The organism is Allobosea sp. AK1 (genome assembly GCF_006714945.1).
GTDB lineage: Bacteria > Pseudomonadota > Alphaproteobacteria > Rhizobiales > Beijerinckiaceae > Allobosea > Allobosea robiniae.
In genome coordinates this window covers 3,633,781-3,651,278 of sequence record NZ_VFMG01000001.1, presented here as the reverse complement: position 1 = coordinate 3,651,278, position 17,498 = coordinate 3,633,781, and the positions used below count along the sequence as shown (strand labels likewise).

The following is a 17,498-nucleotide window of genomic DNA, read 5'->3' as shown; positions in this document are numbered from 1 at the left end:
AATCGGGTTCGGACCGGAGCTTACGAAGCCGCGACGATCTCGTCCATGACCGCGCCCGCCGCCGCACGCGGGTCTGCCGCGCGGATGATGGGACGCCCGACGACGAGATGATCGGCGCCGACGCGGATCGCCTCGGCCGGGGTGAGCGTGCGCTTCTGGTCACCCGCCGCGCTCCCGGAAGGCCGGATGCCCGGCGTCACGATGACCATGTCCGGCCCGATGACCTCGCGCACGATCGCCGTCTCGGCAGCCGAGCAGACGATGCCGTCGATGCCGGCCGTGCGAGCCTGCTCGGCGCGCAGGCGCACGAGATCGCGCACCGCGAGCCCATAGCCCGCATCGCGCAGGTCGCCATCGTCATAGGAGGTGAGCGCAGTGACCGCGAGCAGCTTCAGGTCGGCATCGCCGCGGCCTTCGACGGCACCGCGCATGGTCTGCGGATAGGCATGGACCGTGAGGAAGGTGACGCCGAGCTTGGTCAGCGAGTCCACGCCCTCGGTCACGGTGTTGCCGATGTCGTGCAATTTGAGGTCGAGGAAGACCTTCTTGCCCTCGGCGACGAGCTGGCGCGCGAGATCGAGGCCGCCGGCGAAGGCGAGGCGATAGCCGATCTTGTAGAAGGTGACGCCGTCGCCCAGCGTCGAGACCAGGCGGTAGGCATCCCACACGGTCGGTACGTCGAGGGCGACGATCAGGCGGTCGCGGACATCGTTGATCTTCGGGTTCATCAACCGGCTCCCTGAGTTTCGAGGGAAGGCGCATGATTCGAAGCAGGATGCAAGCGCGGGAAGCGCGAGCCCGGCACGGAGAACATCCTTCTGCGCATTGCTGCCTTTCCGAGAAACCTGTTTCCCCCGACCGGCCGACCCTCTAGGCCACACGCTCCGCTTCCTCGGAGACGCCGACGATGTCCTGGGCTGCCCTGACCGGGTTTCTGCTGCTGACCGGCATGGCCGCCTATGTCCAGACGCTGACCGGTTTCGCCTTCGGGCTGATCACGATGGGCGGCGTCGGCCTGACCGGTCTGCTTTCGCTGCCCGATGCCGCCATGCTCGTCAGCGTTCTCACGCTGGTCAACGCGGCGCAGATGCTGCTCAAGGGCTGGCGCGATGTCGACTGGCGCAAATTCGCGCTGGTTCTGATCGCGAGCTGGCCCTTCCTTTTCATCGGCTTCAATCTGCTGGAATGGCTCGCCGCGAGCCGGGCCGATCTGCTGCGACTGGCGCTGGGCTTCGTGATCATCGTCTCCAGCCTGCAGCTCGCGCGGAAACCCGACGCGTTCCGGCAGCCGTCGCGAGCCCCCAGCTTCCTGTTCTTCGGTGGCATCGCCGGATTGATGGGCGGTCTGTTCTCGACCGCTGGCCCGCCGCTGGTCTACCATTTCTACCGCCAGCCGATGCCGCTCGTCGTCGTCAGGGAAACGCTGGTGACGATCTTCGCGCTGAACGCCCTGTTCCGCACAGGGCTCGTCATCGCCTCCCAGCAGATTCCCGCGGCATCGACGCTATCGGCTCTCTTCGCCATTCCGGCAGTGATCGCGGGAACACATCTGGCACGCCGCTATCCGCCCCCGCTTTCGCAAGCCGTCATGCGGCAGATGGTGTTCCTGCTGCTGTTCCTGTCGGGCGTTTCGCTCGGCGCGCCGGCGGCTATTCACCTGCTTGGATTCTGAACCATCATGCTCGCTACAAAGGCGAGCGTGACGCCCCCCTGAACGACGGCGTGGCTGCGTCGAGAAACCCGGCAGGCGCTAGAACTGCGGCTCCTGCGGAGCCTGCGCCGTCAGCACCTGCTGGAAGACCTGCGCCCAGACTTCCGGCGGCTGCGCACCCGAGACCGCGAGCTTGCCGTCGACGATGAAGAAGGGCACGCCTGTGACGCCGACCTTGCGAGCGTGATCCTCCAGCCCGATCACGGTCTCGCGCAACTCGTCATTGGCGAGTTCGTCGCGGGCGGCCTGTTCGTCGAAGCCCTGCTCGACCGCGATCTGGATCAGCGTCTCCAGATCGCCGATGTCGCGCCCATCCTGCCAATAAGCCTTGAACAGGGCCGCCGTCATGTCGCCCCCGCGCTGCACCGTCGAGGCGGCTGCAACCAGCATATGGGCCATGCGGGTGTTGACGCTCTTCGTCACCTTCGCCCAGTTGAAGGTGACGCCGCTCTCCAGCGCCGCCTCCGACAGCCGAACCTCGATCTCCTTGCGCTTGCCGGGGCCGAACTTGCTTTCGAGATAGTGGGTACGATCCATGCCCTCCTCGGGCATCTCCGGGTTGAGTTCGTAGGGCAGCCAGGTAATGGCGAAGCGCTCGTTCAGGCCATAGCGCTCCAGCGCCGTCTCCAGCCGGGCCTTGCCGATGAAGCACCAGGGGCAGGCGATGTCGGAGACGATCGCGAGCGGCATCTTGTCCTGCATGTCGATGTCCTTGTCTCAGGCAGGCGGGTAGCGGTGCTGCCCGCCATGCCGGTCTTCGGCGAGCGCTTCCACGCCCGGCGTCTCGCAGCCGGAGAGGAAGGCGGGGCCCACCGGAATCTTGCCGGCACCGCCGGGGATGTCGAGGATATAGGTCGGCTGGCACAGCCCGGAAAGGTTGCCGCGCAGGCTTTTGACGAGCGCCTGCCCCTCCTCAAGCGTCAAACGGAAATGCGAGGTGCCGGGCGCGAGATCGGGATGGTGCAGGTAGTAGGGCTTGATGCGGTTCTCGACGAAGGCGCGCATCAGGGCACCGAGCGTCCCGACATCGGCATTGATGCCCCTGAGCAGCACCGACTGGCTGAGCAGGACATGGCCGGCATCGGCGAGCGTTGCGATCGCGGTGCGGGCATCGTCGGTGAACTCGCGCGGATGATTGGCGTGGATGGCGATATAGCTCGCCTTGCCAGGGATGCGCAGTGCCCTGGCATAGTCCGGCGTGATCCGGCCGGGATCGACGACGGGCACGCGGGTGTGCCAGCGCGCGACCTTGATATGCGGGATCGCGGCAAGACGCTTCGCGACCTCGCGCACGCGACGGGCGGAGAGAATGAAGGGATCGCCGCCCGTCATGATCACCTCCCAGATCTCGGGCCGGGAGGCGAGATAGGCGAGCGCGGCGTCGAGCTTGGCGCCGGTCAAGGCATCGCCGCCGGGGCCGACCATCTCGCGCCGGAAGCAGAAGCGGCAATAGACCGGGCAGGCATGGACGAGCTTGAGCAGGGCGCGGTCGGGATAGCGATGGACCACGCCCTCGACCGGCGAATGAGCCTCGTCGCCGATCGGGTCGGCCAGTTCCTGCGGCAGCGTCGTGAGTTCGGCAGCGTCGGGGATGAACTGGCGCGCGATCGGGTCGGTGGGATCAGCCGGATCGATCAGCCCGGCAACGGCCGGCGTCACCGAGACGGCATAGCGCTCCGCCACCTTCTGCAGGGCATCGCGGCGCGCGGGCGCGGCCAAGCCGGCCTCGACGAGCGCGTCGATGCTGCGCAAAGGCTGGCCACCGGGGGGCTGGTGAACGGTCATGCCCCTCCCCTGCCCGGTTCCGCGACCGGCGTCCAGAGCACATCCTCGATCCGGCGCGCGCCGACGCAGAGCATGACGAGCCGGTCGAAGCCGAGCGCGATGCCGGATGCCGCCGGCATCAGCGCCAGCGCTTCCAGGAAATCATCGTCGACCGGATAGCGCTCGCCATAGATGCGCTCCTTCTCGTCCATGTCGGCCTCGAAACGACGGCGCTGCTCGGCCGGATCGGTGAGCTCGCCGAAGGCATTGGCGAGCTCGACGCCGCAGGCATAGAGCTCGAAACGCTCGGCCACACGCGGATCGCCGGGCTTAGGCCTTGCGAGCGCGGCCTCGCTAATTGGGTATTCGCAGAGGATCGTGGCACGGCCACGGCCGAGATGCGGCTCGATGCGCTCGGACAGGATGCGACTGAAGATGTCGGACCAGCTATCGTCGTCGGTAACCCGGATTCCGGCCTCGATCGCATCGGCTGCGAGCCCGCCGCGATCAACCTCCTGATCGGCTGTCACCGTGCGCAACAGGTCGATCCCGGCATGGCGCCTGAAGGCCTCCTGCAAGGTCAGGCGCTCGGGCTCGGCGAAGGGGTCGGCCTCGATACCGCGCCAGCGAAGCATGGAAGCGCCGGCAGCGCGGGCGGCTTCGGCCATCAGTGTGGCGCAGTCCTGCATCAGCGCCTCGTAACCCTCGCCGGCGCGATACCATTCCAGCATCGTGAATTCGGGATGGTGCAGCGCGGTGCGCTCGCGATTGCGGAAGACGCGGGCGAAATCGAAGATGCGGCGCTCGCCGGCCGCCAGCAGCTTCTTGGCTGCGAATTCCGGCGAGGTGTGCAGGTAATAGGGATGCGGCGCGGCCGCGTTGTCGATCAGCGTCGTCGCGAAGCCGTGCAGATGCGTCTCGTTGCCGGGCGAGACCTGGAGGATCGCCGCCTCGACCTCGGTGAAGTCGCGGTTCTCGAACCAACGCCGCAGCGCAGCCTTGATCCGCCCCCGCGCCAGCAAGGCCGGGCGGCGGTCGGCATGGATGTCGGGGCGCCAGAACGGCGTCGGGGACGAACTCATCGAAACTCGCGTCGAATGCGTCGGAAAGCTTTCGTTTCGCGCGCGAATGCGGTAGTTGCGCGGCGACAGAATTCGCATAGCGCGGCGGAACGCCGCGCACCAGAAGGACATTCACGTGGTCAAGGTCATCGCCTCTTCCGTCCGCAAGGGCAACGTCCTGGATCTGGACGGACATCTCTGCACCGTCATCTCGGCCGAGAGCTTCTTCCCCGGCAAGGGCACGCCGACGACGCAGATCGACATGCGCCGCATCTCCGACGGCACCAAGATGACCCAGCGCTACAAGACGACCGAGCAGGTCGAGCGCGCCTATGTCGAGGACCGCGACTTCACCTATCTCTACCAGGACGGCGAGCAGTACGTCTTCATGAACCCCGAGACCTACGATCAGATCCCGGTCGACAAGGACGTGATCGGCGACGCCGCTCCCTATCTCCAGGAGAACATGAAGGTCTCGCTCTCGGTGTTCGAGGACAAGGCCGTCGCAATCGAACTGCCGCAGCGCGTCACGCTCGAAGTCGTCGAGACCGAGCCGGTGACCAAGGGCCAGACGGCCTCCTCCTCCTACAAGCCGGCGATCCTCTCGAACGGCGTGCGCAGCGCAGTGCCGCCGCATGTCGGCATCGGCACCCGCGTCGTCGTGATGACGGCCGACGGCTCCTATGTCGAGCGCGCGAAGGATTGATCTGCTGGCGCAGAGCGCAGCAGAAAATTCTCCTCTATAGCTTTTCGCAGCGGGCCCTTTCCGGGCCCGTTGTCGTTTCCGAGGACATCATGACGCTCACAGTCAAGGCCGCCGCCCTTTCCGGCTTCGTGCAGACGCTCAAGGCGCTCGACGCCATTCTCGACAAGGCCGTGCAACAGGCCGAGACCCGCAAGATCCAGCCGGAAGTGCTGCTCTCCGCCCGCCTCGCGCCGGACATGCTGGCCTTCACCCGCCAGATCCAGCTCTGCTGCGATTTCGCCAAGAACGCGGTCGCGCGCCTTTCGGGCGGCGAGAACCCGCGCTTCCCCGACGAGGAGAAGAGCTTCCCGGAGCTGAAGGAGCGCATCGCCAAGACGCTCGCCTTCGTCGCCGCGGCCGACAGCGCCGTGCTCGATGCCGGGCTCGCCCGCGAGGTCACCTTCCCGCGCGGCCCCTCGGCGACCGTGACGATGACCGGCGAGGCCTATCTCACCCGCTTCGCCATCCCGAACTTCTATTTCCACGCTACGACGGCCTACGACATCCTGCGCCAGAACGGCTTCCAGATCGGCAAGCAGGACTTCCTGCTCGGCGTCTTCGACGCCTGAGGCCAGCCTTCCTGACATGAGCCTGATGCCGGCCATCACGATCGAACGCCCCTCTCCCCGGGATGCCGGGGAGATCGCCGCGCTCTATCTGGCGTCGCGCGCGGAGGCCCTGCCCTGGCTGCGCCGTGTCCATAGCGACGACGAGGTGCGGGGCTGGATCGCGCATGTCAGGCTCGCCACCGGCGAGACCTGGGTCGCGCGGGAGACCGGGCGCATCCTCGGCTTTCTCTGCCTCGACGGCGAGGACCTCGACCAGCTCTACCTGCTGCCGGGAGAGTTCCGGCGCGGCATCGGCTCGCTGCTTCTCGCCAAGGCGAAGGAGTTGAGCCCGGAGCGGCTCCATCTGTTCACCTTCCAGCGGAACATGGCTGCGCGGGCCTTCTACGAGCGCCACGGCTTCCGCCTCGTCGACCTCAACGACGGCGAGCGCAACGAGGAAGGTGAGCCGGACGCACTTTACGAGTGGCGCCGATCTTTTTCGACCGGGGACTTGTAATCGGGAAGCGCCCTTCCCATCTTGGGATTACGGCGATGTCGAGAGCGTTCCACAGCTCTCCAGCGCCGTTGAAGACGGCCATGAGCCGAACGTTTGACGCCGGATGTACGCGCACCCGTTCAGGACATGGCCGTTGGTTCATTCCGAGGCCCGTAGCGGACATCCGCTGCGGGTCTTTTCGTTTGCACCTTCCGCCTCGGCGAGGCATGCGCCGACAGTCCCGTCCCTCCTTTGGCGAGCACGGTGCTCAAGACGCAGATGCTCGCCACAAGGGCGAGCATGACGCCATGGCTTTCTCTCAATCCTGCAGGAACGGGTTGTTCTGCCGCTCTTCGCCGAGCGTGCTGGCCGGGCCGTGGCCGGGCAGGAACTGGACGTCGTCGCCGAGCGGCAGGAGCTTCGTCTTGATCCCCGAGATCAGCGCCTCATGGTCGCCATAGGGGAAATCGGTGCGGCCGACGGAGCCGGCAAAGACGGTGTCGCCCGCCAGCAGGAAACGCAGGTCCTTCTGGAAGAAGGTGACATGGCCCGGCGAATGGCCCGGCACATGTGCGACCGCGAAGGTCAGGTCGCCAAGAGAAACCGTATCGCCCTCCTTCAGCCAGCGCGTCGGCACGACCACCTTCATGCCGGGGATGTCGAAGCGCAGCCCCTGTTCCGGCAAGGCCTCGAGCAGGGGCTTGTCGCCCTCATGCGGCCCGATCACCGGGATCGACAGCGCCTCGGCCAGCTCTGTCGCGCCGCCGGCATGATCGAGATGGCCGTGCGTCAGCCAGATCGCGACCGGGGTCACGCCGAGCTCCTTCAGGGCGCCCAGAAGCTTCGGAACATCGCCGCCGGGATCGACGATGGCCGCCTCGTTTGATTTGGGCTCCCAGACGATCGAGCAATTCTGCTGGAACGGCGTCACCGGCACGACGGCGATCTGGAGCGGCGGGTGGTCGGTCATGGGAGGCCTTTCGATGATCGCAGAAGGCTTTTACCGCCCGCCGCAGCGACTGGCGATGAGCGCGCGGTAATTCACCAGCTCGGAATCCATCTCGGCGACATTGCGTGCGCGTTCCGCCCCGCCCTGACAGGCGGCGAAGACCGAGCGGGCCTTCTGGAGATAGGTGACATGCTCGCGCCAGGTCCGGCACTGTGTCGCCTGGTCGGCTGTGGCCACACCCGCGAGCCGCGTCTGCTGCTGGCGGAAGCCGGCCTCGTTCTGGAAGAGATCGCGCGAGCAGGTCGCCGGGCGCGGCTGCTGGGCCAACGCGGGAGCAGCCAGCAAAAGCGCCGCAACGGCCAGGACCAGCCTCATCCGAGGTTCAGCTCCTTGAAGAAGTCGTTGCCCTTGTCGTCGATGACGATGAAGGCCGGGAAATCTTCGACCTCGATCCGCCAGACCGCCTCCATGCCGAGCTCCTGATATTCGAGCACCTCGACCTTGCGGATGCAGTCCTGCGCGAGGCGCGCCGCCGGGCCGCCGATCGAGCCGAGATAGAAGCCGCCATGGGCCTTGCAGGCCTCGCGCACGGAGGCCGAGCGGTTGCCCTTGGCGAGCATCACCATCGAGCCGCCGAAGGACTGGAACTGGTCGACGAAGGAATCCATCCGGCCGGCCGTGGTCGGGCCGAAGGAGCCGGAGGCGAAGCCTTCCGGCGTCTTGGCCGGGCCGGCGTAATAGACCGGGTGGTTCTTGAAATAGTCCGGCATGCCCTCGCCGCGCTCCAGCCGCTCGCGGATCTTGGCATGGGCGAGATCGCGCGCGACGACGATCGTGCCGGTCAGCGAAAGGCGCGTCTTGACCGGATGCTTCGAGAGCGTCGCGAGAATCGCGCTCATCGGCTGGTTGAGGTCGACCTTGACGACATCGCCGCCGAGCTTCGCCTCATCGACCTCCGGCAGGTATTTCGACGGATCGGTCTCCAGCGCCTCCAGGAAGATGCCATCCCTGGTGATCTTGCCCTTGGCCTGGCGGTCGGCGGAGCAGGAGACGCCGAGCCCGATCGGCAGCGAGGCGCCGTGGCGCGGCAGACGGATGACGCGGACATCATGGCAGAAATACTTGCCGCCGAACTGTGCGCCGACGCCGAGCGCCTGCGTCATCTTGTGGACCTCTTCCTCCATCTCGATATCGCGGAAGGCATGGCCCGAGGGCGATCCCTTCGTCGGCAGCGCGTCGAGATATTTGGTCGAGGCGAGCTTGACCGTCTTCAGGTTCTGCTCGGCCGAGGTGCCACCGATGACGATGGCGAGGTGGTAGGGCGGGCAGGCGGCGGTGCCGAGCGTCAGAATCTTCTCCTTCAAGAACGCCATCATGCGGTCCTTGGTCAGGAGTGAGGGCGTCGCCTGGTAGAGGAAGGTCTTGTTGGCCGAACCGCCACCCTTGCAGACGAAGAGGAACTTATAGGCGTCCTCACCCTCGGCGTAGATGTCGATCTGCGCCGGCAGGTTGGTCGCGGTGTTCTTCTCCTCGAACATCGAAAGCGGCGCGAGCTGTGAATAGCGCAGGTTGCGCTTGAAATAGGCATCCGCCACGCCCTCGCCGAGCGCCGCCTCGTCGTCGCCATCGGTCCAGACCTTGCGGCCCTTCTTACCCATCACGATCGCGGTGCCGGTGTCCTGGCACATCGGCAGCACACCGCCGGCGGCGATATTGGCGTTCTTCAGCAGGTCATAGGCGACGAACTTGTCGTTCGAGGTCGCCTCGGGATCGTCGAGGATCTTGCCGAGCTGGGCGAGATGACCGGGACGCAGCAGATGGTTGATGTCGATGAAGGCCTGCTCGGAAAGCTGGCGAATCGCTTCGCGCGAGACGTTCAGGACCTCGCGGTCGCCGATCTTCTCGACGCTGACGCCTTCGCTGCCGAGCTTGCGATAGGGCGTGGTGTCCTCGCCCAGCGGGAAGAGATCGACATGCGTATAGGCCATGGCCAGCGGCTCCGAAACAGGGTGCACCGCGATCAGGACATGGAAGACGCGGTAACGATCCAGCCGGCGTCATAGCCCGTCGGCCGGCATCGTCCAAGCAGTCTTTAATGCGTTTAAGCCTAGGCCGCCTGCGCGGCTGATTCGGCGAGGATCGCGTAGATCGCGGCGGGGTCGCGGACCTTGCGGACCTGTTCCAGAACGGTCTGGTTACGCAGCACGCGCGCCACACGGGCGAGCGCCTTGAGGTGATCGGCGCCGGCACCTTCGGGCGCGATCAGCACGAAGATGATGTCGACGGGCTGACCGTCGAGCGCGTCGAAATCGATCGGCTTCTCGGTGCGGGCGAAGAGCCCGACGAGGCGATCGATCGCCGGCATGCGGCCGTGCGGGATCGCGATGCCATCGCCGATACCGGTGGAGCCGAGCCGCTCGCGCTGGAGCAGAGCTTCGAAAAGCTCGCGGTCCGGCAGGCCCGTCAGCGAGGCGGCATGCTGGGCAAGCTCCTGCAGAGCCTGCTTCTTGCCGTTGGCCCGCAGCGGCGAGATCACCGCTGCTGGGCTCAGAAGATCGGTCAGCGTCATTCGCCCGTCCATGCATGTCCCGTGCCGGTCGAAAAGCCGGCGGCACGGGTCAGGTTCGACGGCCGGAGCGGATCGCCCGCCGGCCTCAGGACAACGATGCCGGCGGGTCGATCCAGCCGATATTGCCGTCGCGGCGGCGGTATACGACGTTCATGCGGCCATTGCCAGCGTGGCGGAAGATGACGACCGGCGCGCCCGTCAGGTCAAGCTCCGCGACAGCGTCGCTTACCGTCCTGATATGCAGGGATTTGGTCGATTCCGCGACGATCACCGGGTTATCGCCGGCTGAAGCCCCATCGATTTCCTCGATATCCTCATCGGGAGCCGCGATCACGTAGCTGGGGATTTCGATGCCAATGTCGCGGCCATTGCCCGCCGAACGATCCTTCAGCCGACGCTTGTAGCGTCGCAGCCGCTTCTCGATGCGCTCGGCCATCTTGTCGAGGCTGGCATAGGGATCATGGGCAGTGGCAGAGGCTTCCAGCGTGATTCCCGAGGAGAGGTGCAGGACACCGTCGGTCCGGAAGGCGGAGCCGTCCTTGTCCACGGTGACGTGGCCCTGGTAGCCACCCTCGTAATATTTGCTGACCGCCGCAGCGACCCGCTCCTCGGCCTGGCCGCGCAGGGCCTCGCCGACATCGAGATTCTTGCCGGAGATTCGCAAGCTCATGGAGTGCTTCCCCTTGGTTTAGCCATGGCCCTGTTCGGCCATCCCTAGGAGCTAAGAACCGCGAGTCGGGGTTGTCAATGAGCCGGCGCACTCATGGCGCGCATGCGCCTGCGCTTTGGAACAAAATCGCGCGACGCTACCCCAGCGCCATCGCGACTTTCTCGCGCCGGCGCTCCATGGAGGACGGGATTCTGAGGGATTCGCGGTATTTCGCCACGGTGCGCCGAGCGATATCGATGCCGCCATCCTTGAGCCGGGTGACGATGGCATCGTCCGAAAGGACCGCCGAGGGGCTCTCGTCGTCGATCATCTGCTTGATCCGGAAGCGGACCGCCTCCGCCGAATGCGCTTCGCCGTAGCCGGTCGCGGCGATCGCGGCGGAAAAGAAGTACTTCATCTCGAAGACGCCGCGCGAGCAGGTCAGGTATTTGTTCGAGGTGACGCGCGAGACGGTCGATTCGTGCATGCCGATCGCATCGGCCACGGTCTTGAGGTTGAGCGGGCGCAGATGCTCGACGCCATGGGCAAAGAAGCCGTCCTGCTGCCGCACGATCTCGCTCGCGACCTTCAGGATCGTCCGGGCGCGCTGCTCCAGCGAGCGGGTCAGCCAGTTCGCGGTCTGCAGGCATTCGGCGATGAAAGCCTTGTCCGAATCGTTGCGGGCCGCCCGCGAGACGCGCGCATGGTAGGTCTGGTTGACCAGCAGGCGCGGCAGAGTGTCGGGGTTGAGGTCGATCAGCCAGGAACCGTCGGGCGCGGCGCGGATGAAGACATCCGGCACGACGGTCTCGGCGGCCGAGCCGCCGAAGGCGCGGCCCGGCTTGGGGTCGAGGCGGCGGATTTCGCCCACCATATCGGCGATATCCTCGTCGTCGACGCCGCAGAGGCGCTTCAGCGCGGCGAAATCGCGCTTGGCGACCAGCGGCAGATTCGCCACCAGTGCCTGCATCGCCGGGTCGAAGCGGTTGCGGTCGCGCAACTGGATGGCCAGGCATTCGGCGACGTCGCGGGCCGCGACGCCGGACGGGTCGAAACCCTGGACGACGCGCAGCACCGCCTCGACCCTGTCGATGGCGACGCCGAGGCGTTCGGCGATCTCCGCCAGCGGCTCGCCGAGATAGCCGCTATCGTCGACCGCATCGATGATATGGCGGCCGATGATGCGCTCCGCCGGCGCGATGACGGCGAGATCGAGCTGCGCGATCAGGTGATCATGCAGCGAAGCGTCCGCCGTCAGGCTGCTTTCGAAACCCTCGGGATCGCCGTCGAAGGAGCCCCCCGACGCGCCATAGGCGCCGCCGACGATCGGCAGGCTGTCGGCCCCGCCCGCCTCGCTGCGGGCCGGGGTCGGCTGCTCGTTCTGGAAAACATTGTCGAGCCCGGTGCCGAGCCTGCCCTCCATGCCCTCCTGCGTATGCAGGCTCTCGGCACGGGCGAAGCTCTCGGCATCGGCGGCGTGAGGACCATCGGCATCATCGGGCCGGGCCGGCAGGTCGTTCGCCTCGTCGCGCTCCAGCAGCGGATTGCGCTCGAGCTCGCCCTCGACGAAATTCTGAAGCTCGAGATGGGAGAGCTGCAGGAGCTTGATCGCCTGCAGCAGCTGCGGCGTCATCACCAGGGATTGTCCCTGGCGCAGCTCCATGCGCGGCATCATCGCCATGCGCCAAAGGCCCTTCCCACTCGCGCGCCATCGGCACGCTTCTTGCTTGCGAAAAGGACACTAGCGCCGGCTCACCGCCGCGTCAAAGGCTGCACCGCGCCTGCGGACAGAGAATGATGCACCGCAACAAATCCGCAGCGAAGCGGGCCGAAGCGCCTCAGAGGCGGAAATCCTCGCCGAGATAGACGCGCCGGACATCCGGATTGGCGATGATCTCGGCCGGCGAGCCTTCGGTCAGGACCCGTCCCGAGTGGATGATGTAGGCGCGGTCGACCAGACCGAGCGTCTCGCGGACATTGTGGTCGGTGATCAGCACGCCGATGCCGCGATCGGTCAACTGACGCACCAGCGCCTGGATGTCGCCGACCGCGATCGGGTCGATGCCGGCGAAGGGCTCGTCGAGCAGGATGAAGGAGGGCTTGCCGGCCAGGGCCCGCGCGATCTCGCAGCGGCGGCGCTCGCCGCCCGAGAGCGCGATCGAGGGCGCCTTGCGCAGGCGGGCGATGGTGAATTCCTCGAGCAGCTGGTCGAGCTGGCGCTCGCGTGCCTTGCGGTCGGGCTCGACCACCTCCAACACCGAGCGGATATTGTCCTCGACCGACAGGCCGCGGAAGATCGAGGCTTCCTGCGGCAGGTAGCCGATGCCGAGGCGCGCGCGCTGGTACATCGGCAAGGCCGTGATGTCGTTGCCTTCGAGCGAGATGATGCCGGCATCGGCCGCGACCAGCCCGGTGATCATGTAGAAGATCGTCGTCTTGCCGGCGCCGTTGGGGCCGAGCAGGCCGACCGCCTCGCCCTGACGCAGATGGAGACTTGCATCGGAGACGACGGCACGCCCGCCATAGCTCTTGCGCAGACCGTCGACCGCGAGGATGCCCGGTCCGCCGATCGCGGCGACCCTGGACGAGGCCTGACGGACCTCCCCGTTGTCACGATTGCCGAAAAGACCGCGCAGCCGGCCGAAGACGCCCGGTTGCTGCGGGCGTGGGGCCGGCCGCGCCGGCGCGGCCGTGGGACGAGGCGCTTCGGAAACAGTCACTGCAGCACGATCAGTTGGTGGGCTTGGGCGCCGGCTTGGCGCCGGGCTTGCCGGCCTCGGTCTTGTTGGCGTCAGCCGCATTCGGAACGAACAGGCCCTGCACGCGCCCGCCCTGGACATTCGCGATGCCGGTTTCCGTGTTGTAGATCAGCTTCTCGCCGCGGGTCACGTTCGGCCCGTCGTTGAGGGCGACATTGCCGGTCATGATCACGACGTTGTTGGCGCGATCGAACTCGGCATTGTCCGAGGTTGCGGCCTGCGTCTTCGAGACCACCGTGACCGGCCCCTTGCACAGGATGCGCTTGATCGAACTGTCATTGCCCTGACCGCCCGCGCCTGCGCCCGCCGCCGCGGGAGCCGGCGTTGCCGGGCGCCCGGCGGTTCCGCCCGGGCCGCCACGGCCCTCGTAGAGCACAGTCATCACGGTGCAGCGAACCGTCGTCTCGCCCTGTACGGCCACGACATTGCCGGAGAAGATCGCCTTGTTCTCCTTGTCGAGCACGTCGAGCTTGTCCGCGTCGATCTTGATCGGCTCCTTGCTGTCGCCGCCGAGGCCACCCAGCGCCGAGGATGCGCCGCGCGCCTTGGCCGGGGCTGCCTGCGGCTTGGCGGGGGCGGCCTGCGCGAAGGCCTCCTGCGGCGCGCCAAGCAGCGCGAAACCCGCGGCAAGCAGCAGCGCGGCGTCGCGGGCATCTGCGAAACGGAGCATCTGGCCAGCCCTGGTCATGTCACTGTCTCTTCCCATTACCAGCGTCGCCCGCCGGTGCTGCATCCGCGGGAGGAACCCGATTCGCTTTCAGCAATTCCGGCATCGGCGTGCTGCCCTCGCGTTCGGGGCCGGCGAGCGTACCTGCTGGCGCGTTCCGGATGAAGACTCGCACCCGTCCCTCGAAGGCGATCAACTCGCCATTGTTCTTCACGTCAAGGGTGTCGGCGTCCACCGTGGTCTCGCCGAGGCTGACCTTGACCGGCTCCTTCGAGACGACGGTGCCGGATTTGAAGTCGACATCGGCCGTCTTCATCTGCATCTCGTGGTCGCTCTCGGTGCGGATCCTGACATCGTCGATGAGACGCAGCTTCTCCTTCTGCGTATCGAACAACCCCGTCTTCGCATTCACCGTCACCCAGCCCTCGCGCTCCATCTGGATGCGCGCCGTCAGGGTCTGGAGCTCGATCTGCGTGGGATTCCTGATCTCCTGGAAGGCGTTCACGGCCGTGACCTGGTAGGGCCGGTTGTCCTTGCGGTAGCCCGAGAGCTTCGGCGTCTCCATCCTGACCTTGCCGCCGGTGATGCCGACCGAGCTGACCGAGACATTCGCCAGCTTGCCGCCGAGCGGCGACAGGAAAGGAATGACGACGAGCGCCAGCACGAGCACGATCGCCGCGACGGGAATCAGCCGGCGCAGGAGGTGCACCAGTTGCGTATGGCGCCGCGCCGCGCCGAAGGCCGCGCGCCGGCGTAGCGCCTGCGCGGCCAGCCCCGCAGCCGGGTCGTTGAAGGTCATTGCCAAAGTCATGTCCCGCGCAATGGCAGCCGCTGACGGCATTTTCGTGTCACAGGACAGGCCACATCGCGCCCCCGCGTAGCTCGTCCATGAGGGCGCGCGCTTGTCTGCGCGCGCCACCCGCGCGCAGACTGACGCAAGAAGCCTTGGAAATTGTCAAGTGTGCGCGAAGATGTCGGTCTCGTCCCAGCCGGCGAGATCGAGCTCGGCCCGGTAGGGCAGGAACTGGAAACAGGCCTGGGCGAGGTGCCGGCGCCCTTCGCGCGCCAGCATCGTCTCGAGCTTCTCGTGCAGCGCGTGCAGGTGCAGCACATCGGAGGCGGCATAGGCGAGCTGGGCCTCGCTCAGCGTATCGGCACCCCAGTCGGAGGATTGCTGCTGCTTCGACAGGTCGACGCCGAGCAGTTCGCGCACGAGATCCTTGAGCCCGTGCCGGTCGGTATAGGTGCGGGTCAGCTTCGAGGCGATCTTGGTGCAATAGACCGGCGTCGTGACTACGCCGAAGGCGTGCTTGAGCACTGCGACGTCGAAGCGGGCGAAGTGGAAGAGCTTCAGAACGGCCGGGTCCTCGAGCAGGCGGATCAGGTTCTTCGGACGCTCGCCGCCCTTGGGAATCTGCACGACATCGGCGGTGCCGTCGCCGCGCGACAGCTGGACGACGCAGAGCCGGTCGCGGTGCGGATTGAGGCCGAGCGTCTCGGTATCGATCGCGACGCTCGACCCGGCCTCATAGCCGTCCGGCAGGTCGCCGCGATGGAAACGGATGGTCATGCTCGAAACCTCACTGGGGCCGCGCGGAGGCGCCCTTCAACTGCACTTCACGACAAGGGGAACGGCAGGCCGCGAGCCGAAAGCAACGCGTGTTCCGCAGCTAACCGCCAGCCCCGTCGCGTTCAAGCCCTTTCTGGGCCGATATAAACTCTTAGGCGCCCCGTTAACCTTTTATTCACCATAAGCTTCACCCTCGCGGCAAGCCGTGCGACAAAGGCCATCGGAGCTTGCCTGATGTCCCTGATCCGCCTCTTCAGCGATTTCGATGGCCGCATCGGCTTGCGGACCTTCTGGCTCGGCAGCATCGCGGTCGCGCTGACGCTGCTCGCCATCCAGCGCACCGTGCCGCTTCTGGTCGGTTACCGGGACGCGATCATGATCGTCGCCTTCGTCAAGGCCTTCGCCCTGTTTCCCTGGGCCGCGCTGGCAGCGAAGCGTGCCACCGACCGTGGCAGCACACCGCTCTTCGGCATCCTGCTGGTCTGCGCGATCGTGCTGCCGGAGCATCTGCGCGTCGTCATGCCGTTCGGCTGGCGCCCGTCGCTGGAGGCGATCTCGACCATGGCCTGGGTCGTCGCCTTCATCGATCTCGGGCTGCTGCCGTCGGCAGCGAAGCAGGATAGGGTTGCGGCCACGCCAGCGGGGGCTAGAACATCGGATTGAATACCAACCCGATGTTCTAGATCTTTGATTTTGCATCGGCTTTCCCGAAAACCGCATTCCTCTTTTCGGGCCGATGCTCTAAAGCGGCGGAATGAGCGCCGCACCCACCTCCCCCACCCCCGCACTGCCTTTCGACCCGGCCGACCCCGTCGCCTTGACGCAGGCCCTGGTCCGCTGCCCCTCGGTGACGCCTGAAGAAGGCGGCGCGCTCGCGCTGCTTGCCGCCGTGCTCTCGGCGGAAGGCTATGATGTGCATCGCCCGGTCTTCAGCGAGCCCGGCACGCCTGATGTCGAGAATCTCTATGCCCGCATCGGCAGCACCGCTCCGGTCTTCGTGATCGCCGGCCATACCGATGTCGTTCCTGTCGGCGACGAGGCCGCCTGGACGCGCGAGCCCTTCGGCGGCGCGATCGAGAATGGAACGCTCTACGGGCGCGGCGCCTGCGACATGAAGGGCGGGCTCGCCGCCATGGTCGCAGCCGCGATCCGCTACGGCCGTGACAATCCCGATGCGCCCGGCTCGATCGCCTTCCTGGTCACCGGCGACGAGGAAGGCCCCTCGGTCAACGGCACGGTCAAGCTACTCGCCTGGGCGCATGAGCGCGGCGAGCGCTTCGACCATTGCATCCTCGGCGAGCCGACCAATCCGGCGACGATGAGCGACATGATCAAGATCGGCAGGCGCGGGTCGTTGACCGGCAAGCTCACCGTGCAGGGCACGCAGGGTCATGTCGGCTATCCTCATCTCGCCGACAACCCGATCCGCGGCATGGTGCGCCTGCTCGCTGCCCTCGACGCCACGCCGCTCGACGGCGGCACGCAGCATTTCGACCCGAGCAATCTCGAAGTGACGACGCTCGATGTCGGCAACCCCGCGACCAACGTCATCCCGGCGCAAGCGAAGGCGGCCTTCAACATCCGCTTCAACGACACATGGACGCCGGAGACGCTCGCCGCCGAACTGGAACGGCGCCTGCACGAGGCGGCCGGCAACCAGGTTCGCTACACACTCGAGGTCCAGCCGACCAATGCGGTCGCCTTCCTCACCGAACCCGGCCCCTTCATCGCGATCGTCGCCGACGCGATCGAGGCCGAGACCGGCAAGCGCCCGGCGCTCTCGACCACGGGCGGCACCTCGGACGCGCGCTTCATCAAGAACTACTGCCCCGTCGTCGAATACGGCGTCGTCGGCAAGACGATGCACCAGATCGACGAATCCGTCGCCGTCGCCGACCTCGTGGCGCTCGAACGGATCACGCATCGTTTGATTACCAGCTATTTTGCCGCGCACCGTCAGGCTTGACGCGACGGAACCACGGTCCATTATCGCGGTTAGACGAAAGTCTA

Annotated in this window: 20 protein-coding genes; 6 read left to right on the top strand and 14 right to left on the bottom strand. The window is 66.5% G+C overall.

The window, feature by feature from the left end; all coding sequences use genetic code 11:
* Nucleotides 1-20 precede the first annotated feature (20 nt).
* The gene (pyrF, locus tag FHT98_RS17670) at nucleotides 21-728 is read right to left on the bottom strand and encodes an orotidine-5'-phosphate decarboxylase (protein WP_061965370.1); all 708 of its coding nucleotides are present in this window, start codon (nucleotides 726-728) and stop codon (nucleotides 21-23) included.
* Nucleotides 729-907: 179 nt separating this feature from the next.
* On the opposite strand from pyrF, the gene FHT98_RS17665 reads away from it, so the two are divergent.
* Complete coding sequence (locus tag FHT98_RS17665) at nucleotides 908-1,672, top strand: sulfite exporter TauE/SafE family protein (protein WP_061965372.1); 765 nt, start codon at nucleotides 908-910, stop codon at nucleotides 1,670-1,672.
* 78 nt (nucleotides 1,673-1,750) lie between these two features.
* On the opposite strand, the gene FHT98_RS17660 is transcribed toward FHT98_RS17665, so the two are convergent.
* From FHT98_RS17660 to epmA, 3 genes are read right to left on the bottom strand one after another with little or no spacing between them, the layout of a single operon-like run.
* On the bottom strand, nucleotides 1,751-2,413 hold the full coding sequence (locus FHT98_RS17660) for a DsbA family oxidoreductase (protein ID WP_061965374.1): 663 nt from the start codon (nucleotides 2,411-2,413) through the stop codon (nucleotides 1,751-1,753).
* A 15-nt stretch (nucleotides 2,414-2,428) separates the two neighbouring features.
* The gene (locus FHT98_RS17655; RefSeq protein WP_061965376.1) at nucleotides 2,429-3,496 is read right to left on the bottom strand and encodes a lysine-2,3-aminomutase-like protein; all 1,068 of its coding nucleotides are present in this window, start codon (nucleotides 3,494-3,496) and stop codon (nucleotides 2,429-2,431) included.
* Nucleotides 3,493-4,557 (bottom strand): EF-P lysine aminoacylase EpmA, encoded by a 1,065-nt coding sequence (epmA, locus tag FHT98_RS17650; RefSeq protein WP_061965378.1) that lies wholly within the window; start codon nucleotides 4,555-4,557, stop codon nucleotides 3,493-3,495. The genes FHT98_RS17655 and epmA overlap by 4 nt, the downstream gene beginning before the upstream one ends.
* 115 nt (nucleotides 4,558-4,672) lie before the next feature.
* Here epmA and efp point away from each other — a divergent pair, with 115 nt between their 5' ends.
* From efp to FHT98_RS17635, 3 genes are all read left to right on the top strand, one after another.
* Nucleotides 4,673-5,242, top strand: a complete 570-nt coding sequence (efp, locus tag FHT98_RS17645; RefSeq protein ID WP_061965380.1) for an elongation factor P — start codon at nucleotides 4,673-4,675, stop codon at nucleotides 5,240-5,242.
* An 89-nt stretch (nucleotides 5,243-5,331) separates the two neighbouring features.
* Nucleotides 5,332-5,850 (top strand): DUF1993 domain-containing protein, encoded by a 519-nt coding sequence (locus FHT98_RS17640; RefSeq protein ID WP_061965663.1) that lies wholly within the window; start codon nucleotides 5,332-5,334, stop codon nucleotides 5,848-5,850.
* A gap of 16 nt (nucleotides 5,851-5,866) precedes the next feature.
* Nucleotides 5,867-6,346 carry a GNAT family N-acetyltransferase gene (locus FHT98_RS17635; protein WP_142114780.1) on the top strand — a complete coding sequence of 160 codons (480 nt, stop codon included), beginning with the start codon at nucleotides 5,867-5,869 and terminating at the stop codon, nucleotides 6,344-6,346.
* Between the two features lie 298 nt (nucleotides 6,347-6,644).
* Here the strand turns inward: FHT98_RS17635 and FHT98_RS17630 are convergent, their stop codons facing one another.
* From FHT98_RS17630 to FHT98_RS17585, 10 genes are all read right to left on the bottom strand, one after another.
* A complete protein-coding gene (locus FHT98_RS17630) occupies nucleotides 6,645-7,295 on the bottom strand; it encodes an MBL fold metallo-hydrolase (protein ID WP_142114779.1) in 651 nt (216 codons plus the stop codon).
* A gap of 30 nt (nucleotides 7,296-7,325) precedes the next feature.
* Nucleotides 7,326-7,649, bottom strand: coding sequence for a hypothetical protein (locus FHT98_RS17625; RefSeq protein ID WP_061965386.1), 324 nt, complete (start codon nucleotides 7,647-7,649; stop codon nucleotides 7,326-7,328).
* Nucleotides 7,646-9,262, bottom strand: coding sequence for a fumarate hydratase (locus FHT98_RS17620; RefSeq protein ID WP_142114778.1), 1,617 nt, complete (start codon nucleotides 9,260-9,262; stop codon nucleotides 7,646-7,648). Before FHT98_RS17620 ends, FHT98_RS17625 begins: the two co-directional genes overlap by 4 nt.
* A 119-nt stretch (nucleotides 9,263-9,381) precedes the next feature.
* Nucleotides 9,382-9,843 (bottom strand): PTS IIA-like nitrogen regulatory protein PtsN, encoded by a 462-nt coding sequence (ptsN, locus tag FHT98_RS17615; RefSeq protein WP_061965390.1) that lies wholly within the window; start codon nucleotides 9,841-9,843, stop codon nucleotides 9,382-9,384.
* Between the two features lie 85 nt (nucleotides 9,844-9,928).
* Nucleotides 9,929-10,513 (bottom strand): ribosome hibernation-promoting factor, HPF/YfiA family, encoded by a 585-nt coding sequence (hpf, locus tag FHT98_RS17610; protein ID WP_142114777.1) that lies wholly within the window; start codon nucleotides 10,511-10,513, stop codon nucleotides 9,929-9,931.
* A gap of 136 nt (nucleotides 10,514-10,649) precedes the next feature.
* Nucleotides 10,650-12,173 carry an RNA polymerase factor sigma-54 gene (gene rpoN / locus FHT98_RS17605; protein ID WP_061965394.1) on the bottom strand — a complete coding sequence of 508 codons (1,524 nt, stop codon included), beginning with the start codon at nucleotides 12,171-12,173 and terminating at the stop codon, nucleotides 10,650-10,652.
* 157 nt (nucleotides 12,174-12,330) lie between these two features.
* Nucleotides 12,331-13,293: an LPS export ABC transporter ATP-binding protein gene (gene lptB, locus FHT98_RS17600; RefSeq protein ID WP_142114776.1), complete on the bottom strand. Its 963-nt coding sequence runs from the start codon at nucleotides 13,291-13,293 to the stop codon at nucleotides 12,331-12,333.
* Nucleotides 13,223-13,939: an LptA/OstA family protein gene (locus FHT98_RS17595; protein ID WP_061965398.1), complete on the bottom strand. Its 717-nt coding sequence runs from the start codon at nucleotides 13,937-13,939 to the stop codon at nucleotides 13,223-13,225. The genes lptB and FHT98_RS17595 overlap by 71 nt, the downstream gene beginning before the upstream one ends.
* A gap of 1 nt (nucleotide 13,940) precedes the next feature.
* Nucleotides 13,941-14,717, bottom strand: a complete 777-nt coding sequence (gene lptC, locus FHT98_RS17590; RefSeq protein ID WP_061965400.1) for an LPS export ABC transporter periplasmic protein LptC — start codon at nucleotides 14,715-14,717, stop codon at nucleotides 13,941-13,943.
* A gap of 156 nt (nucleotides 14,718-14,873) precedes the next feature.
* On the bottom strand, nucleotides 14,874-15,488 hold the full coding sequence (locus tag FHT98_RS17585) for a ribonuclease D (protein ID WP_061965402.1): 615 nt from the start codon (nucleotides 15,486-15,488) through the stop codon (nucleotides 14,874-14,876).
* A 234-nt stretch (nucleotides 15,489-15,722) separates the two neighbouring features.
* Here FHT98_RS17585 and FHT98_RS17580 point away from each other — a divergent pair, with 234 nt between their 5' ends.
* Nucleotides 15,723-16,151, top strand: coding sequence for a DUF805 domain-containing protein (locus tag FHT98_RS17580; RefSeq protein ID WP_061965404.1), 429 nt, complete (start codon nucleotides 15,723-15,725; stop codon nucleotides 16,149-16,151).
* A gap of 91 nt (nucleotides 16,152-16,242) precedes the next feature.
* The gene (gene dapE / locus FHT98_RS17575; protein ID WP_142114775.1) at nucleotides 16,243-17,454 is read left to right on the top strand and encodes a succinyl-diaminopimelate desuccinylase; all 1,212 of its coding nucleotides are present in this window, start codon (nucleotides 16,243-16,245) and stop codon (nucleotides 17,452-17,454) included.
* The last annotated feature ends 44 nt before the right edge of the window (nucleotides 17,455-17,498 follow it).

Excerpts from the sequence above, each read along its gene's own strand:
- FHT98_RS17595 (WP_061965398.1), bottom strand. The coding sequence starts at position 13,939 with ATGACCAGGGCTGGCCAGATGCTCCGTTTCGCAGATGCCCGCGACGCC.
- ptsN (WP_061965390.1), bottom strand. The coding sequence starts at position 9,843 with ATGACGCTGACCGATCTTCTGAGCCCAGCAGCGGTGATCTCGCCGCTG.
- FHT98_RS17625 (WP_061965386.1), bottom strand. The coding sequence starts at position 7,649 with ATGAGGCTGGTCCTGGCCGTTGCGGCGCTTTTGCTGGCTGCTCCCGCG.
- dapE (WP_142114775.1), top strand. The coding sequence starts at position 16,243 with ATGAGCGCCGCACCCACCTCCCCCACCCCCGCACTGCCTTTCGACCCG.
- FHT98_RS17620 (WP_142114778.1), bottom strand. The coding sequence starts at position 9,262 with ATGGCCTATACGCATGTCGATCTCTTCCCGCTGGGCGAGGACACCACG.
- epmA (WP_061965378.1), bottom strand. The coding sequence starts at position 4,557 with ATGAGTTCGTCCCCGACGCCGTTCTGGCGCCCCGACATCCATGCCGAC.
- FHT98_RS17585 (WP_061965402.1), bottom strand. The coding sequence starts at position 15,488 with ATGACCATCCGTTTCCATCGCGGCGACCTGCCGGACGGCTATGAGGCC.
- FHT98_RS17655 (WP_061965376.1), bottom strand. The coding sequence starts at position 3,496 with ATGACCGTTCACCAGCCCCCCGGTGGCCAGCCTTTGCGCAGCATCGAC.
- FHT98_RS17665 (WP_061965372.1), top strand. The coding sequence starts at position 908 with ATGTCCTGGGCTGCCCTGACCGGGTTTCTGCTGCTGACCGGCATGGCC.
- FHT98_RS17660 (WP_061965374.1), bottom strand. The coding sequence starts at position 2,413 with ATGCAGGACAAGATGCCGCTCGCGATCGTCTCCGACATCGCCTGCCCC.
- FHT98_RS17580 (WP_061965404.1), top strand. The coding sequence starts at position 15,723 with ATGTCCCTGATCCGCCTCTTCAGCGATTTCGATGGCCGCATCGGCTTG.
- hpf (WP_142114777.1), bottom strand. The coding sequence starts at position 10,513 with ATGAGCTTGCGAATCTCCGGCAAGAATCTCGATGTCGGCGAGGCCCTG.
- lptB (WP_142114776.1), bottom strand. The coding sequence starts at position 13,293 with ATGCGGCTGACGCCAACAAGACCGAGGCCGGCAAGCCCGGCGCCAAGC.
- rpoN (WP_061965394.1), bottom strand. The coding sequence starts at position 12,173 with ATGGCGATGATGCCGCGCATGGAGCTGCGCCAGGGACAATCCCTGGTG.
- FHT98_RS17640 (WP_061965663.1), top strand. The coding sequence starts at position 5,332 with ATGACGCTCACAGTCAAGGCCGCCGCCCTTTCCGGCTTCGTGCAGACG.
- pyrF (WP_061965370.1), bottom strand. The coding sequence starts at position 728 with ATGAACCCGAAGATCAACGATGTCCGCGACCGCCTGATCGTCGCCCTC.
- lptC (WP_061965400.1), bottom strand. The coding sequence starts at position 14,717 with ATGACCTTCAACGACCCGGCTGCGGGGCTGGCCGCGCAGGCGCTACGC.
- FHT98_RS17635 (WP_142114780.1), top strand. The coding sequence starts at position 5,867 with ATGAGCCTGATGCCGGCCATCACGATCGAACGCCCCTCTCCCCGGGAT.
- FHT98_RS17630 (WP_142114779.1), bottom strand. The coding sequence starts at position 7,295 with ATGACCGACCACCCGCCGCTCCAGATCGCCGTCGTGCCGGTGACGCCG.